This is a genomic window from Cupriavidus nantongensis, assembly GCF_001598055.1.
Taxonomy (GTDB): Bacteria; Pseudomonadota; Gammaproteobacteria; order Burkholderiales; family Burkholderiaceae; genus Cupriavidus; species Cupriavidus nantongensis.
In genome coordinates, this window is the sequence record NZ_CP014844.1 from 4,212,730 (window position 1) to 4,225,085 (window position 12,356).

Annotated in this window: 13 protein-coding genes; 6 read left to right on the forward strand and 7 right to left on the reverse strand. The window is 67.7% G+C overall.

The window, feature by feature from the left end; all coding sequences use genetic code 11:
• The first annotated feature begins 57 nt into the window (after positions 1–57).
• Positions 58–672 carry a glutathione S-transferase C-terminal domain-containing protein gene (locus tag A2G96_RS19485; RefSeq protein WP_062801696.1) on the forward strand — a complete coding sequence of 205 codons (615 nt, stop codon included), beginning with the start codon at positions 58–60 and terminating at the stop codon, positions 670–672.
• Positions 673–745: 73 nt separating this feature from the next.
• Here A2G96_RS19485 and mnmA read toward each other — a convergent pair whose 3' ends face one another.
• Both mnmA and A2G96_RS19495 read right to left on the reverse strand, forming a co-directional pair.
• On the reverse strand, positions 746–1,831 hold the full coding sequence (mnmA, locus tag A2G96_RS19490; RefSeq protein WP_062801697.1) for a tRNA 2-thiouridine(34) synthase MnmA: 1,086 nt from the start codon (positions 1,829–1,831) through the stop codon (positions 746–748).
• The gene (locus tag A2G96_RS19495; RefSeq protein ID WP_062801698.1) at positions 1,828–2,319 is read right to left on the reverse strand and encodes an NUDIX hydrolase; all 492 of its coding nucleotides are present in this window, start codon (positions 2,317–2,319) and stop codon (positions 1,828–1,830) included. The genes mnmA and A2G96_RS19495 overlap by 4 nt, the downstream gene beginning before the upstream one ends.
• Before the next feature lie 246 nt (positions 2,320–2,565).
• Here A2G96_RS19495 and A2G96_RS19500 point away from each other — a divergent pair, with 246 nt between their 5' ends.
• The 5 genes from A2G96_RS19500 (at position 2,566) to A2G96_RS19520 (ending at position 7,338) form a co-directional block, all read left to right on the forward strand.
• The gene (locus A2G96_RS19500; protein WP_062801699.1) at positions 2,566–3,687 is read left to right on the forward strand and encodes a Re/Si-specific NAD(P)(+) transhydrogenase subunit alpha; all 1,122 of its coding nucleotides are present in this window, start codon (positions 2,566–2,568) and stop codon (positions 3,685–3,687) included.
• Between the two features lie 57 nt (positions 3,688–3,744).
• Positions 3,745–4,107, forward strand: coding sequence for an aspartate 1-decarboxylase (gene panD, locus A2G96_RS19505; RefSeq protein WP_012353832.1), 363 nt, complete (start codon positions 3,745–3,747; stop codon positions 4,105–4,107).
• Positions 4,108–4,257: 150 nt separating this feature from the next.
• Entirely contained in the window at positions 4,258–4,599 is a 342-nt protein-coding gene (locus tag A2G96_RS19510; protein WP_035817213.1) for an NAD(P) transhydrogenase subunit alpha part 2, read from the forward strand.
• Complete coding sequence (locus A2G96_RS19515; protein WP_062801700.1) at positions 4,599–6,074, forward strand: NAD(P)(+) transhydrogenase (Re/Si-specific) subunit beta; 1,476 nt, start codon at positions 4,599–4,601, stop codon at positions 6,072–6,074. The genes A2G96_RS19510 and A2G96_RS19515 overlap by 1 nt, the downstream gene beginning before the upstream one ends.
• A 217-nt stretch (positions 6,075–6,291) precedes the next feature.
• Positions 6,292–7,338, forward strand: coding sequence for a response regulator (locus tag A2G96_RS19520; RefSeq protein ID WP_062801701.1), 1,047 nt, complete (start codon positions 6,292–6,294; stop codon positions 7,336–7,338).
• A gap of 27 nt (positions 7,339–7,365) precedes the next feature.
• Here the strand turns inward: A2G96_RS19520 and A2G96_RS19525 are convergent, their stop codons facing one another.
• The 5 genes from A2G96_RS19525 to holA all read right to left on the reverse strand — a co-directional run bounded on the left by A2G96_RS19525 (position 7,366) and on the right by holA (position 12,342).
• On the reverse strand, positions 7,366–8,619 hold the full coding sequence (locus A2G96_RS19525) for a THUMP domain-containing class I SAM-dependent RNA methyltransferase (RefSeq protein ID WP_062801702.1): 1,254 nt from the start codon (positions 8,617–8,619) through the stop codon (positions 7,366–7,368).
• A 63-nt stretch (positions 8,620–8,682) separates the two neighbouring features.
• Entirely contained in the window at positions 8,683–9,288 is a 606-nt protein-coding gene (locus tag A2G96_RS19530; RefSeq protein WP_062801703.1) for a 2-hydroxychromene-2-carboxylate isomerase, read from the reverse strand.
• A gap of 47 nt (positions 9,289–9,335) precedes the next feature.
• On the reverse strand, positions 9,336–9,758 hold the full coding sequence (locus A2G96_RS19535) for a CopD family protein (RefSeq protein WP_035817206.1): 423 nt from the start codon (positions 9,756–9,758) through the stop codon (positions 9,336–9,338).
• Between the two features lie 62 nt (positions 9,759–9,820).
• Positions 9,821–11,101, reverse strand: coding sequence for a glutamate-5-semialdehyde dehydrogenase (locus A2G96_RS19540; protein ID WP_062801704.1), 1,281 nt, complete (start codon positions 11,099–11,101; stop codon positions 9,821–9,823).
• Between the two features lie 182 nt (positions 11,102–11,283).
• Positions 11,284–12,342, reverse strand: a complete 1,059-nt coding sequence (gene holA, locus A2G96_RS19545) for a DNA polymerase III subunit delta (RefSeq protein WP_062801705.1) — start codon at positions 12,340–12,342, stop codon at positions 11,284–11,286.
• Positions 12,343–12,356 lie beyond the last annotated feature (14 nt).

Genomic DNA, 12,356 nt, shown 5'->3' on the forward strand with positions numbered 1-12,356 from the left:
CGCCGCCGCGCTGCCACCGAGCGACGATGCACTTCATAACAAGCTCAAGGGGAGAACATGAAGCTGTATGCATCCCGGACCAGTCCGTACGCGCGCAAGGTGCGCGTGGTGATGGCGGAGAAGAAGATCGAGTGCCAGCTGATCGAAGAGGACGTCTGGTCGCCTGAAACCCGGATCGGCCAGTACAACCCGCTGGGCAAGGTGCCGTGCCTGGTAATGGAAGACGGCGGCGCGATCTTCGATTCGCGCGTGATCGTCGAGTATGTCGACACGCTGACGCCGGTCAGCCGGCTGATCCCGCAGGGCGGGCGCGAGCGCCTGGAAGTGCGCTGCTGGGAAGCGCTGGCCGACGGCCTGCTCGACGCCGCGCTGCTGGTGCGCCTGGAGGCCACCCAGCGCGAGCCGCACGAACGCAGCGAGCGCTGGGTGCAGCGCCAGCGCGGCAAGATCGATGCGGCACTGGTGGCCATGGCCCACGGCCTGGCCGACCGCCCGTTCTGCACCGGCACGCATTACTCGCTGGCCGACGTGGCGGTGGGCTGCGCGCTGTCCTACCTGGACTTCCGCTTCCCGGAGATCGCCTGGCGCGAGCGCCATCCGAACCTGGCCGCGCTTGAAGAAAAGCTATCGAAGCGGCAGTCGTTCATCGATACCGAGCCACCGCGCGGCTGACGCCTAGCCCCGGATGAAAAACACCCGCCTGGCGCGGGTGTTTTTCGGGCTGTGGTGTGGGTTTACCGGGTCCTTACTGGATGATCCCGCCCCCCAGGCAGACATCCCCGTCATACAGCACCGCCGACTGCCCGGGCGTGACCGCCCATTGCGGCTCGGCGAACGACAGCGTCAGCGCCTGCGCGTCAACCGCCTGCACCGTGCAGGCGGCATCGCTCTGGCGATAGCGGGTCTTGGCCGCCATCGCCGCGCCCGCGGCGGGCGGCTCGCCGGCCACCCAGGACAGGTCCGACGCGGTCAGCACCGGCGTCAGCAGCCACGGATGATCGTGGCCCTGCACCACGTAAAGCGTATTGTTCGCCATGTCCTTGCGCGCGACATACCAGGCGTCGCCATTGCCGTCGCGGCTGCCGCCCAGGCCGATGCCCTTGCGCTGCCCCAGCGTATAGAACGCCAGGCCGATATGCTCGCCGACCACCTTGCCCTCGGGCGTCTTCATCGGCCCCGGTTTGGTGGGCAGGTAGCGGTTCAGGAAATCGCGGAACGGACGCTCGCCGATAAAGCAGATGCCGGTCGAGTCCTTCTTCTTCGCGTTCGGCAGGCCGATCTCGGCGGCGATCTCGCGCACGCGCGTCTTCGGGATCTCGCCCAGCGGGAACAGCGTGCGCGACAGCTGCGCCTGGTTCAGCCGGTGCAGGAAGTAGCTCTGGTCCTTGGTATGGTCGAGCGCCTTGAGCAGCTCGAAGCGGCCGGCCGCGTTCTGGCGCACGCGCGCATAGTGGCCGGTGGCGATGGTTTCCGCGCCAAGCGACATGGCGTGGTCCAGGAAGGCCTTGAACTTGATCTCGGCATTGCACAGCACATCCGGGTTGGGCGTGCGGCCGGCCGAGTATTCCCGCAGGAAGTCGGCGAAGACGCGGTCCTTGTATTCGGCGGCGAAGTTGACCGCCTCGACGTCGACGCCGATCAGGTCGGCCACCGAGACCACGTCGAGCCAGTCCTGGCGGGTGGAGCAGTATTCGCTGTCGTCATCGTCTTCCCAGTTCTTCATGAACAGGCCGATGACCTCGTAGCCCTGCTGCTTGAGCAGCCATGCGGTGACCGACGAATCGACCCCGCCCGACATCCCCACCACGACACGCTTTGCGGCACCGCTCACGACTGGGCCCCCGCCTGCAGCACCGACGGGTGCGTGTACAGCGCATCCAGCGCAAAGCGCTTGCCGGCCAGGTAGTCGTCGACGCACGCCATCACCAGCGGCGAACGATGCCGCTCCGGGCAGGCGCGCAGCTCGTCGGCGCCCATCCAGACCGTGCGCACGATGCCGGTGTCGAGCTGGCGGCCGGCGTCGAGCGAGCCGAGGTCCCCGGTAAAGGCGAAGCGCACGTAGGTCACGTCGCCGCCGGTGCGCGACGACAGCGAACGCCCCATGTAGCAGCCCAGCAGCGCGCGCGGCTCGAAGGTGTGGGCGGTTTCTTCCAGGGTTTCGCGGATCACGGCGCGGATCAGGCTTTCGCCCGGATCCAGGTGCCCCGCAGGCTGGTTCAGGCGCAGCCCGTCGGCGGTTTCCTCTTCCACCAGCAGGAACCGGCCGCCGCGTTCGATCACGGCGGCAACGGTCACGCTGGCATTCCAGTCACTTGGCATGATGCTCAATTTTTAGGCAATCCCGCATTCTACCGGTTGCGGGCCCATCGTGCAGCGCCGCGGGGGGACACCGGAGCCCTGGTTCCAGGTCCGGCAAAAGCCGACCAACCGGTCACCATAGCCAGTCAGATTCCTGTAAGCTGCGGAAAAATTGTGCGCTGCGGCTTAACCCGGTCCGGCAGCGCGCACGGGCCAGACGTCGGTCCGCCCAACCAGACAAGACGCCAGCTAAAGGAGAAATTGACGATGTACATCGGCATCCCGCAGGAGACGCGGGCCGGCGAGACTCGCGTCGCCGCCACCCCGGAGACCGTCAAGAAATACGTCGCCCAGGGCCACAAGGTGGTGATCCAGGCCGGCGCCGGCCTGGGCGCCAGCCAGCCCGACGGCGCGTATGAGGCGGTCGGCGCCACCATCGGCAGCGCCGCCGACGCGCTCGGCGCGCAACTGGTGCTGAAGGTGCGCGCACCGGAGCCCGCCGAGCTGGCGCAGATGAAGCCCGGCGCGGTGCTGGTGGGCATGCTCAATCCCTTCGATGCCGACAACAACGCGCGCATGGCGGCCGCCAACATCACCGCGTTCGCGCTGGAAGCCGCGCCGCGCACCACGCGCGCGCAGAGCATGGACGTGCTGTCGTCGCAGGCCAATATCGCCGGCTACAAGGCCGTGCTGGTGGCCGCGCACCACTACCAGCGCTTCATGCCGATGCTGATGACCGCCGCCGGCACCGTCAAGGCCGCGCGCGTGCTGATCCTCGGCGCCGGCGTCGCCGGGCTGCAGGCGATCGCCACCGCCAAGCGCCTGGGCGCGGTGATCGAGGCGTCCGACGTGCGCCCTGCGGTCAAGGAGCAGATCGAATCGCTCGGCGCCAAGTTCCTCGACGTGCCGTTCCTGACCGACGAAGAGCGCGAGATCGCGCAGGGCGTAGGCGGCTACGCGCGCCCGATGCCTCCGGACTGGATGAAGCGCCAGGCCGAGCTGGTGCACCAGCGCGCAATCCAGGCCGACATCGTCATCACCACCGCGCTGATCCCGGGCCGCAAGGCGCCGGTGCTGTTGCAGGAAGCGACCGTGGCGCAAATGAAGCCAGGTTCGGTGGTGGTGGACCTGGCCGCCGCGCAGGGCGGCAACTGCCCGCTGACGGTGGCCGACCAGGTGGTCAACCACAACGGCGTGATCCTGGTCGGACATACCAACCTCGCCAGCATGGTCGCGGCCGACGCCTCGGCGCTCTACGCCCGCAACGTGCTGGACTTCCTCAAGCTGGTCGTCGACAAGGACGGCCAGTTCACGCTCAACCTCGAGGACGACATCGTCGCCGCCTGCCTGATGTGCAGGGACGGCCAGGTCGTGCGCGAGGCGGCGTAACTCCAACGGGCGCAGCGCGCCCACTGCTTTCGCTTCAGATATAAGGACGTATCACCCATGCAACGCATCATGCTCCGCGCCAAGCTCCACCGCGTCACCGTGACGCAGGCGGACCTCAACTACGAGGGTTCGTGCGGCATCGACCAGGACCTGCTGGACGCTGCCGACATGAAGGAGTTCGAGAAGATCGAGCTGTACAACGTCAACAACGGCGAGCGCTTCTCCACCTACATCATCAAGGGCGAGCGCGGCAGCGGCGAGATCTCGCTGAACGGCGCCGCCGCGCGCCGCGCGCACCTGGGCGACCAGCTGATCATCTGCACCTACGCGCCGATGACCGACGAGGAAATCGCCACCTACAAGCCCAAGGTCATCCTGGTGAACGAGAAGAACGGCATCAAGGAAATCAAGAAGGTCTGACGCCTTGCGCCCCTCTCCCGCAAGCGGGAGAGGGAGCACGCGATAGGCCGTATTGAGCCAATGGCCGTTGGCGTGCCCCACCGTAATACTGCACAGAACAATCACAGCAACACGCAGCATCCCGGTTTCAAAGCAACGGAGGAGAAGTCGATGGAGATGGTGAACCACACGGTGATCAACCTGATCATCTTCGTGCTGGCGATCTACGTGGGTTACCACGTGGTCTGGACGGTCACGCCGGCCCTGCATACGCCGCTGATGGCGGTAACCAACGCGATCTCGGCCATCATCATCGTCGGCGCCATGCTCGCCGCGGGCCTGACCGAAGGCGGCGTCGGGCGCGTGATGGGCACGCTGGCGGTGGCACTGGCCGCGGTCAACGTGTTCGGCGGCTTCCTGGTGACCCAGCGCATGCTGGAGATGTTCAAGAAGAAGGAACCGAAGGCGAAGGCGCCCGAGGCCAAGCCGGCACTGGCCAAGGAGGGCGCGTGATGGCGGGCCTTGTCAGCATGAACCTCGTCACCCTGCTCTACCTGGTGGCCTCGGTCTGCTTTATCCAGGCGCTCAAGGGGCTGTCGCACCCGGCCTCGGCGCGCAAGGGCAATGCCTTCGGCATGATCGGCATGGCCATCGCGGTGGTCACCACGCTGGTGCTGATCATCAAGCTCAAGAATGAATTCCTCGCCGCGGGCACGGCCCAGTCGTCGGTGGGCACCGGCATCGCGCTGATCTTCGCGGCGCTGGTGGTCGGCGGCGGCATCGGCGCCTACGTCGCGCGCAAGGTGCAGATGACCAAGATGCCGGAGCTGGTCGCGGCAATGCACTCGCTGATCGGCCTGGCTGCGGTGTTCATCGCGGTGGCGGCAGTGGCCGAGCCGGCGGCGTTCGGCATCAGCCCGGCCGGCTCGCACCTGATCCCGCTGGGCAACCGCATCGAGCTGTTTATCGGCTGCTTCGTCGGCGCGATCACGTTCTCGGGCTCGGTGATCGCCTTCGGCAAGCTGGCCGGGCGCTACAAGTTCCGCCTGTTCCAGGGCGCGCCGGTGGTGTTCGCCGGCCAGCACATGCTGAACCTGGCGCTGGCGGTGGCCATGGTCGGCTTCGGCATCGCCTTCTTCATGACGCAGGAATGGCTGCCGTTCCTGGTGATGCTGGCGATCGCCTTCGTGCTGGGCGTGCTGATCATCATCCCGATCGGCGGTGCCGACATGCCGGTGGTGGTGTCGATGCTGAACTCGTACTCGGGCTGGGCTGCGGCCGGCATCGGCTTCTCGCTGAACAACCCGATGCTGATCATCGCCGGCTCGCTGGTGGGATCCAGCGGTGCGATCCTCTCGTACATCATGTGCAAGGCGATGAACCGCTCGTTCTTCAACGTGATCCTGGGCGGCTTCGGCGGCGATGCGTCGGCTGGCGCAGCCGCCGGCGCGCAGGCGCAGCGCAACGTCAAGTCGGGCTCGGCGGACGACGCCGCCTTCCTGATGGGCAACGCCGAAACCGTGATCATCGTGCCCGGCTACGGCCTGGCGGTGGCGCGCGCGCAGCACGCGCTCAAGGAACTGACCGAGAAGCTGTCCGAGAAGGGCGTGACCGTCAAGTACGCGATCCACCCGGTGGCGGGCCGCATGCCGGGCCACATGAACGTGCTGCTGGCCGAGGCCGAGGTGCCGTACGACCAGGTCTTCGAGATGGAAGACATCAACAGCGAGTTCGGCCAGGCCGACGTGGTGCTGGTGCTGGGCGCCAACGACGTGGTCAACCCGGCGGCCAAGACCGATCCCAAGTCGCCGATCGCGGGCATGCCAATCCTGGAGGCGTACAAGGCCAAGACCATCATCGTCAACAAGCGCTCGATGGCGGCCGGCTACGCCGGGCTGGACAACGAGCTGTTCTACATGGACAAGACCATGATGGTGTTCGGCGACGCCAAGAAGGTGGTTGAGGACATGTTCAAGGCGGTCGACTAAGATCGCACCGCCGGTCCGGCCCGCGCCCCAGGGCGCGGGCCCTCGCCCGCCGGCCCTGCTGTAGCAAGGGCCGGCCTCCCCTCACGACCCGCCGCGGGCAGCCCCGGCCACAAGGCGTGCCTTGCAAGGCAGCCATGGCGCGCTATACTGGCCTGCGAATACGCACGCTGGCTTGCCACTTGCGCCATGCCGGTGCCAACTCCTGCCCGCCGCTCCAATGACCTTCAATCCGCACGACAGGAATCTGTCGGTCTTCCATCACCCGGTCCTGACTGTCCTTGTGGATGACAGCAAGTCCTTCATCGACAGCCTGGCGTTCCAGATGGATGCCGCGCGCGGGGTGATCACCTTCACCGATCCGCGCGAAGCGCTGCAGTGGATCCGCGAAGCCTACGCCACCCGCTTCCCGGGCTTCCTGCCGGTGCGCGTGACCCACGACGACCTGACCTTCCTGACCGAGCGCCGCACGGTCCAGCTCGACATCGACCGCATCTACCGCCAGATCCACGACGTCAACCGCTTCCTGCAGGCCGGCGTGGTGGTGGTCGACTATTCGATGCCGCAGATGGACGGCCTGGAATTCTGCCAGGCGCTGCAGGACCTGCCGTGCAAGACCATCCTGCTGACCGGCACCGCCGATGAAAGCATCGCGGTGCAAGGCTTCAACCACGGGCTGATCGACCGCTACGTGAAAAAGCACGACAGCAATATGGTGGAGCGGCTGGACCAGGAAATCGAGGCGATGCAGCAGGCGTATTTCGCCACGCTGTCGCGCACGCTGCGCGAGCTGCTGACGCGGCATTCGTTCTCGTTCCTGTCCGATCCGGCCATGACCGAGCGCGTGCGCCAGCTGACCGCGCGCTACGGCTTTGTCGAGTACTACCTGTACCCCAATCCCGCCGGCATCCTGCTGCTGACCGCACAGGGCCACGCCACCCTGATGGTGATCGAGACCCGCGCCGGACTGTTGACGCAGGTGGAGTCGGCCGAGGCCTACGATGCCCCCGCCGCGCTGATCGAAGGCCTGCGCGAAGGCCGGCTGGTGCCGTTCTTCTGGCCCGGCAACGGCATGTACACGCCGGCCTGCGTCGATTGGGAACAATACTGCCTGCCGGCCGAGCGCTGCGAAGGCAGGGAAGAATTCTTCTACGCGCTGTTCGACCTGCCGCGCCACCTGCTGCAGGAGCCGGTGGTCAGCCTGCAGAGCTTCCTGGCGGACTTCAGCCGCAATCCGGACGCGCTGACGGGGCGCAAGCGCCCCTGACGCCACAACGCCGGCGCGTGGCCGGGGTCAGTCCGCCTGCGGCGCCCGGTTGGCGCCGCGCACCATGTCGAAACGGAACAGCCGGCACTCGATATTGCCGTTGTACAGCGGCGTGCGGCGCGATTCCTTCAGCCGCAGCCGGCGCGGGAAGCCCAGGTCGCCGGTGAACACCCACGCCTGCCAGCCCGCGAAATGCTGCTTCAGGGTGGTGGCAAAGGCGCTGGCGAACTGGTTGGCGGCGGCCTCTTCGACCTCGTCGCGCGGCTGCTCGTCTTCCGGGACGCGGCGCTGCCCGCGCACCGCAATGCGCTCGCCGTACGGCGGATTCATCAGCAACAGGCCCGGCTCGTCAAACGGCGGCTGCACGAAGCGTGCGTCCACCTGCTTGGTGCGCGCCTCGCCCGGCAGGCCGGCACGTTCCCAGTTGGCGCGCGTGATCGCCAGCATGTCGGTGGAGATGTCGGAACCGACCACCTGCAGCTCATCGGCCGAGGCCAGCATGCGCGCGCGCTGCGCGTCTGACTTCAGCTTCTGCCAGGCCTTGGTGTCCATGCCCTTGAGCCATTCGAAGGCAAAGCTGCGGCTGCCGCCCGGCGCGATGCCCAGCGCCACCTGCGCGGCCTCGACCAGGAAGGTGCCGCTGCCGCACATCGGGTCGTAGAACGGCCGGAAGGTCTGGCCCGGAACCCAGCCCGCGAGTCGCAGGATGCCGGCCGCGAGGTTTTCCTTCAGCGGCGCCTCGCCCTTCTCGGTGCGCCAGCCGCGCTTGAACAGCGGCTCGCCGGTGGTGTCGAGATACAGCGTGCAGTCGCGCTCGGTCAGGTGGGCGTAGATACGCACATCCGGGCTGACGGTGTCGACGCTCGGCCGGGCGCCCATCCGCTCGCGCATGGCATCGCAGACGCCGTCCTTGACCCGCAGCGCGGTGAAATTGAGGCTGCGCAGCGGCGACTTGTGCGACGTAATGTCCACGCGCAGCGACTCGTCGGGCGAGAACCACTGCTCCCAGCGCACCCCGCGCGCCAGCGTGTAGATGTCGTCCTCGTGCCGGTAGCCGCGCGCGGCCACGCGCATCAGCACCCGGCTGGCAATGCGCGAATGCAGGTTGACCGCATAGGCGGCGGCCATCTCGCCCGAGAAGTTGACGCCGCCCGGCACTTCCTGGTGCACCGCGAACGGTGCCAGCGCGGCCATGCCCGGCATCGCGGCGATCTCGCGCAGCTCTTCGGCGAGCGCGCTCTCCAGGCCGCGCGGGCAAGGGGCAAAGAAGGCTTGGGTCATGAGAGGGATTCCTGCAAACAAAAACGTCCGCCGTGGCGGACGGGGAAGTATCAGTAGCTTAGGTCAGGCCGCGGCCAGTGCGCGCTCGAGAAAGTCGAGGCGGTCCTGGCCCCAGAACGGCTCGCCGTCGAACACGTACCACGGCGCGCCGAACACGCCGGCCGAGATCGCGTCCTGCGTGTTCTGCGCATAGGCAGCCTGCACCGACTGCGCCTCGCTGGCCTTGAGCAGGCCGGCGCCATCGAGGCCGGTCTCGTCGGCGATCTGCGCCAGCGTGGCGGCATCGGCGATATTGCGCTGCTGCGCCCACACCGCCGCGCCGATCGCGCCGGTCAGTGCCATCGCGCGCGCGGTGCCGTGCGCCAGTTGGGCGGCAATGATCAGCTTGCTGGCGGCGTCGCCGGACACCGGGAAGAACGTCGGCTCGAGGTTCAGCGGGATGTTCAGGAACGCGCTCCAGCGCCTGAGTTCGACCAGCCGGTACGCCTGCCGCTGCGGCGGGCGCTGCGCCAGAGGCAGCCCGCCGGAGACCGAGAACACTTTGCCGAGATCGCACGGCTTCAGGTTCACCTGCGCGCCGTGGCGCGCGGCGATGTCGCTGAAACGGGCATGGCCCATGTAGACGTACGGCGATTGCGGCGTCAGGTAGTAGTCGACCAGCTTGCTCATGTTGGTATCCGCGACGGAATCAGGCAGCAATATAAAAGAGGCCAGCCTCAGAACGGCTTGACCACGACCAGGATCACCACCGCCAGCAGCACCAGCACCGGCAGCTCGTTGAACCAGCGATAGAACTTGTGCGAGCGCGCGTTGCGCCCCGCCTCGAACTTGCGCAGCAGCACGCCGCAGCCGTGGTGGTAGCCGATCAGCACCAGCACCAGCGCCAGCTTGGCATGCATCCACCCTTGCCCTGCGCCGCGGCCGATGCCATAGCCCAGGTACAGCCACAGCCCGAATACCACCGCCGGCACGGCCAGCATGGTCATGAAGCGGAACAGCTTGCGCGCCATCAGCAGCAGGCGCTGCGTGCTGGCGGCATCGGTTTCCATCGCCAGGTTGACGAAGATGCGCGGCAGGTAGAACAGGCCGGCGAACCACGAAACGACGAAGACGATATGCAGCGCTTTGACCCAGAGCATCGGCGGACAGACCTTGGCTTGCGGAGGTTATTGTTGTTGACGGGCCGGCTTCAGGTCCGACATCAGGTCCGGATCTCGCCGTGCCCGAACACCACGTACTTGAGCGAGGTCAGCCCTTCCAGCCCGACCGGCCCGCGCGCATGCAGCTTGTCGTTGGAGATGCCGATCTCCGCGCCCAGCCCGTACTCGAAGCCATCGGCAAAGCGGGTCGAGGCATTGATCATCACGCTGGCCGAATCGACCTCGCGGATAAAGCGCATGCCCGCCGAGTAGTTCTCGGTGATGATCGAGTCGGTATGGTGCGAGCCATATTCGTTGATATGCGCGATGGCTTCATCGAGGCCGGCGACGGTCTTGATGGCCAGGATCGGGGCCAGGTATTCCAGGCGCCAGTCTTCCGCGGTGGCATCGACCAGGCCGCCGAAGCCCGCCGCTTCGAGCGTGGCGCGGGTGGCCGGGCACACGCGCAGCTCGACGCCCTTCTGCTGGTAGATGCGGCACAGTGGCGGCAGCGCCGCGGCGGCGATGTCCCGCGACACCAGCAGCGTTTCCATGGTGTTGCACGGCGCGTAGCGCTGGGTCTTGGCGTTGTCGCAGACGCGCACGGCCTTGTCCAGGTCGGCTTCAGCGTCGATATAGACGTGGCAGATGCCGTCCAGGTGCTTGATCATCGGCACGCGCGCTTCTTCCATCAGCCGCGCGATCAGGCTCTTGCCGCCGCGCGGCACGATCACGTCGACGTACTCGGTCATGGTGATCAGCCGGCCGACCGCGGCGCGGTCGGTGGTCTCGATCACCTGCACCGCCTCGGGCGGCAGGCCGGCCGCGGACAGGCCCTCGGCCACCAGCGCCGCCAGCGCGGTGTTGGATTCGATCGCCTCGGACCCGCCGCGCAGGATGGTGGCGTTGCCCGACTTCAGGCACAGCGCCGCGGCGTCGATGGTCACGTTGGGGCGCGACTCGTAGATGATGCCGATCACGCCCAGCGGCACGCGCATCTGTCCCACCTGGATGCCGGTCGGACGGAACTTCATGTTCGAGATCTCGCCGATCGGGTCGGCCAGCGCGGCGATCTGCTCCAGGCCCGTCGCCATGGTGTCGATGGCCTTGTCCGACAGGGTCAGGCGGTCGACGAAGGCGGCGTCCTGGCCGTTGGCGCGGGCGCGCTCGACGTCGCGCGCGTTGACGGCCTTGAGCTTGCCGGCATCGCGGCGGATCGCCGCGGCAATGGTCAGCAGCGCACGGTTCTTGTCGGCGGTGGAGGCACGCGCCATCGCGCGCGACGCGGCGCGGGCCTGGCGGCCGACGCGGTCCATGTATTGGTTGAGGTCGAACTCGGTCATGTCAGTGGCCGGGGGGAAGGCCGTCAGTGTGTGTGTTTCTCCCCTCTCCCGCGCGCGGGAGAGGGGTTGGGGGAGAGGGCCAGAGCCTCAACGGGCGATATCGCAAGACTCACCGCCTGCCCTCACCCCCGGCCCCTCTCCCGCAGGCGGGAGAGGGGAGCAAACATTCAGCGATCGACGCTTCAGCGCGCAATCATCAGCGCCAGCTGCTGCAAGCCGTCCCACGGCTCGGCCGGCAGCGGCGCGGCGCCTGGCGGCGGCAGGTCCTGCAGGCCCTTGACCTGGCGGTCCAGCCGCGCGGCCAGCGCCAGGGCTGCTTCCAGCCGGGGCTGCGACAGGCGCTGCGCGGCCTGCGGCACCAGCCGCTCGCGCGGGCCCCAGACGCGCAGTTCGCGCATCAGCACGCCCGCCGGCTTGCCCGCCGCCAGCCCTTGCCGGACCTTGGATAATACGCGAATTTCCTCGGTCAGCGCCCACAGCACCAGCACCGTGGCCTCGCCCTCGCCGCGCAGCCCTTCGAGCATGCGCACCAGCCGCGGCACGTCGCCCGACAGCATCGATTCCGATAGCTTGAAGACATCGTAGCGGGCCACGTTCAGCACCGCGTCGTGGACCTGGTCGAAGCTGAGTTCGCCGGGCGGGTACAGCAGGCCCAGCTTCTGGATTTCCTGGTGCGCCGCCAGCAGGTTGCCCTCGACCTTGTCGGCAATGAACTGCAATGCGCGCCGTCCGGGCTCACCGCCCTGCACGCGCTGCTGCTGCAGCGCCAGCCGCTCGCCGACCCACGCCGGCAAGCGGGTGCGGTCGACGCTGTCGACCTTGATCGACACGCCGGCGCCTTCCAGCGCCTGGAACCAGGCCGACTTGGACGCGGCAAAGTCCAGCCGCGGCAGCGTCACCAGCATCACCACGTCGGGCGACGGCTGCGCGGCCACGGCGCGCAGCGCCTCGCCGCCATCCTTGCCGGGCTTGCCCGAGGGAATGCGCAGCTCGACGATCTTGCGGTCGCCGAACAGCGACATCGACTGTTGCGCCTCGACCAGCCGGCCCCAGTGGAAGCCGCGCTCGGCCACCAGCACCTCGCGTTCGGAGAAGCCGGCTTCGCGCGCCGCCGCGCGCAGGCGGTCGGCCGCTTCAAGCACCAGCAGGTGCTCGTCGCCATGCACCACGTACAGCGGCGCCAGCCCCTTGGCCTTGGCCTGGCGCAGGTGCGCGTCGAGCCCGTCGAGCTTGAGCTGCATGCCGTCAGCCTGCC

Bases quoted from the DNA above. Each gene is read 5' to 3' on its own strand.
- panD (WP_012353832.1), top strand. From the start codon at position 3,745: ATGCAACGCATCATGCTCCGCGCCAAGCTCCACCGCGTCACCGTGACG.
- A2G96_RS19540 (WP_062801704.1), bottom strand. From the start codon at position 11,101: ATGACCGAGTTCGACCTCAACCAATACATGGACCGCGTCGGCCGCCAG.
- A2G96_RS19530 (WP_062801703.1), bottom strand. From the start codon at position 9,288: ATGAGCAAGCTGGTCGACTACTACCTGACGCCGCAATCGCCGTACGTC.
- A2G96_RS19525 (WP_062801702.1), bottom strand. From the start codon at position 8,619: ATGACCCAAGCCTTCTTTGCCCCTTGCCCGCGCGGCCTGGAGAGCGCG.
- A2G96_RS19485 (WP_062801696.1), top strand. From the start codon at position 58: ATGAAGCTGTATGCATCCCGGACCAGTCCGTACGCGCGCAAGGTGCGC.
- A2G96_RS19515 (WP_062801700.1), top strand. From the start codon at position 4,599: ATGGCGGGCCTTGTCAGCATGAACCTCGTCACCCTGCTCTACCTGGTG.
- A2G96_RS19510 (WP_035817213.1), top strand. From the start codon at position 4,258: ATGGAGATGGTGAACCACACGGTGATCAACCTGATCATCTTCGTGCTG.
- A2G96_RS19520 (WP_062801701.1), top strand. From the start codon at position 6,292: ATGACCTTCAATCCGCACGACAGGAATCTGTCGGTCTTCCATCACCCG.
- A2G96_RS19535 (WP_035817206.1), bottom strand. From the start codon at position 9,758: ATGCTCTGGGTCAAAGCGCTGCATATCGTCTTCGTCGTTTCGTGGTTC.
- A2G96_RS19500 (WP_062801699.1), top strand. From the start codon at position 2,566: ATGTACATCGGCATCCCGCAGGAGACGCGGGCCGGCGAGACTCGCGTC.
- A2G96_RS19495 (WP_062801698.1), bottom strand. From the start codon at position 2,319: ATGCCAAGTGACTGGAATGCCAGCGTGACCGTTGCCGCCGTGATCGAA.
- holA (WP_062801705.1), bottom strand. From the start codon at position 12,342: ATGCAGCTCAAGCTCGACGGGCTCGACGCGCACCTGCGCCAGGCCAAG.